Consider the following 2,790-nt stretch of genomic DNA (forward strand, 5'->3'; position numbering starts at 1 on the left):
CAATCCACGAGGCTGTATAAGCCTCGACCAGGCCGTGTACCATGGTACATCGCCACTGCTCCATTTCAATCCACGAGGCTGTATAAGCCTCGACAGCAAAAACATACAAAAAATCTATTCAAAACTTTTTCCTAACACAACAATTATACAACATCTATTAAATTTTATCACTATACAATTACAATATATTTTAAAATTTCATTACTACTTACAAAAATTCGGTGCGAATCCCCCGGCAAATTAATGTAAGCTTACGATTCGCACTAATTTCAACATGACAATTTGAATTAATCAATCTCATTTCATCTTTTTTTTATTGATATATATTGCACGTAAATTTAGTCAGTAAAATTTATATATAACAATAAAACGCATTCTTTTCATTCCAATAAATATCCTTCTCTACAAGAGCATTCCAAATAATCCGGATTCTGATAATATACTCTTGTTTTAAAATTTGTTATTTCATCACTTATGAAAAAATTAAAGATTTTAATTAATTCAGAAATTTCCTTCCCTGGTTCTGCACAATCCTGAATCATAATACAATATAACTTTCCTATATACATAAACCCAGGAATAACATATTTACAATCAGTAATTGTATCAAAATTACCTTGTGGTATTTTATATGTTTCTATCACTTCATCACTAACCTGTTCAAAAATAAGACAATGATTTACCTCGCTATATATTCAATAAGAGAACATACATAAAAAAATCATTTTTTTCTTTATTCGTCATATACTATTTCACTCCCCTGAAATGTCAAATAATTCAATCCCGCTAAAGTATGGAAACTAATTTGATGTGTCGGATACTTAAACTCCGCTAAACCCAAAATTGTTTTCTACTGATTGTTCCCGACAAAAAATCGTTCACTTAATTCCAAATCGTATCATTTGCCATCGGCCCTTCAACAATATCGTAACGATGCATTTCTCCCTTTCTGCATGCAGCAATAAAATCAAGCCACTCGTCTGTCATACTTTCAAATTTTAAAACTGGCAAGGTATTATCCGGAGTATAAATATATGAGTTTATAACAGGACTACCTTCACCTCGATTTGCCCAGCGTACAGCTTGTTCTATTTTATTTGTAATAGAATTACCATGAAAAATCTTTTGTATATTTAGTTTTCCTTATCTCCGGAAATTTAACAATTTCTTTACTGGCATGATACAATATCATAACGCCTCTGATATCCCCTATAGATTATCATTATTTCTAACACACAAAAAGCACCAGCTTAAACAACATACTTTTTACCATGCTCTCTAATACACAATCTCTTTAAAGCCCATTATATCTTTATTCCATTGAAACAGTGCAGCCTTCCCCTTTTCATCTCTTATTAAATGAACACTGCCCGGTTCAATTTTTACCCTGTCTCCTTCATATGCAATCTTACCTTCTGTTACAGCCGTCAACACAGCCTTTAATATAGCTCCGTGCGCCGCAATAATTACATTTTGAGCATTATATTTTTTCAAAATATTATGAAATGCCAGTCCAGCACGTCCAATAAGCTCTTCCAACGGCTCCATTCCCGGATATATATCATCAGTAAATCTTTTCTTTCTCTCCTCATAATCCAAACCTTCACCCAATCCAAAACCTCTTTCTATGAATAAGGGCTCGGTTACAATATCTTCTTTCTTATAATCCAGCCTGCCTGCAACAATTTCAGCGCTCTTCCGTGCTCTTGATAAGGGACTGGATATAATAACATCAACATTCTGCATGCAGCCGGCTAATACTTCCGCAGCCTTTTCAATCTGGTTAATTCCGTTTTGGTTCATCCCAATATCTTCATGCCCTTGCAGTCTTCCTTCCAAATTCCAATCTGTTTCACCATGTCTCAGCAAATAAATATTCAAACCTATAATTCTCCATTCCGTTTTCTCTCAGACAGTCTTAAAAAAAGATTATACCTATTATAAAACATTACCATCATTTTCAACAGCTAAAATAATGACCTGCTAAAATAAAGGCAAGCACAATGCGCTGCAAAAAATCAAAGACTGATTCGCATGAATCCCTTTGCATAAACCCATACAAGAAACAGGGCGACAAAATTCAGTGCAGATGCTGTCATAATCAAACAATTTGCATTATTTTCAGGCATGATTTCCTGTGTCATTACACCATTTTGCAATCTCAGTAATAAGTTCTGCAGGAAGCGGCTTATTGTAAGGAAACTGGATCGCACCTTTACTGGTTTTATATTCTTTCAGACGTTCTTCAAACATCTCGATCGCCTGTGGCCCGGGATAAAAACCAATATGTTTCTTAAATCCTGCAAAATGAACAATATTATGCTGATTCCAGTAAGTAGGCATGCTCCATGAAATACGCTCTTGTGCATCCGGTAATGCTGCCTGAAGTATTCCATGCATTTGGTACAAATATTTTTGTATATCTTCCGGTTGTTCTAAAATGTAAGCATCAATTGTTTCCGGTGCCTTTCCACAAAAATGATCCTGATTCTGGTTTTTAAATGTTCGTCCACATTTGGGGCATGTCCACATAATGATTTCTCCAGTTCTTTTGATTATTATTGTTATCTGATTTCATGTAAGAGGTGTTAAAGGCTTCTTATTTGCCGGCTACGATTTTCCTGATGAAATTATTCTTACCTGAATTGGGAATTCAATTCTTGATATGGAATGAACACTGACCATCTTTCTCCAAACTTACAATCAACGAGGTCACGCAAACCTCGACTGAATTTATGAGAGACGAAGAGTCGGATGGAGGATTTCAATCCACGAGGTCGCAAAGACCTC

3 protein-coding genes are annotated in these 2,790 nt (G+C 35.1%); all 3 read right to left on the minus strand.

Annotated features, from left to right (window positions below):
• Window positions 1-882 precede the first annotated feature (882 nt).
• Window positions 883-1,131 (minus strand): DUF3990 domain-containing protein, encoded by a 249-nt coding sequence (locus tag HMPREF1548_RS30990; protein ID WP_353612061.1) that lies wholly within the window; start codon window positions 1,129-1,131, stop codon window positions 883-885.
• A gap of 147 nt (window positions 1,132-1,278) precedes the next feature.
• Complete coding sequence (locus tag HMPREF1548_RS26760) at window positions 1,279-1,881, minus strand: histidine phosphatase family protein (RefSeq protein WP_021639952.1); 603 nt, start codon at window positions 1,879-1,881, stop codon at window positions 1,279-1,281.
• Window positions 1,882-2,121: 240 nt separating this feature from the next.
• Window positions 2,122-2,532, minus strand: a complete 411-nt coding sequence (locus HMPREF1548_RS26765; RefSeq protein ID WP_021639953.1) for an iron chaperone — start codon at window positions 2,530-2,532, stop codon at window positions 2,122-2,124.
• Between the last annotated feature and the right edge of the window lie 258 nt (window positions 2,533-2,790).

Source organism: Clostridium sp. KLE 1755, from assembly GCF_000466465.2.
In the GTDB taxonomy this organism is placed as follows: domain Bacteria; phylum Bacillota; class Clostridia; order Lachnospirales; family Lachnospiraceae; genus Eisenbergiella; species Eisenbergiella porci.

Coding starts and splice junctions, on each gene's coding strand:
- HMPREF1548_RS26765 (WP_021639953.1), bottom strand. CDS start 2,532: ATGTGGACATGCCCCAAATGTGGACGAACATTTAAAAACCAGAATCAG.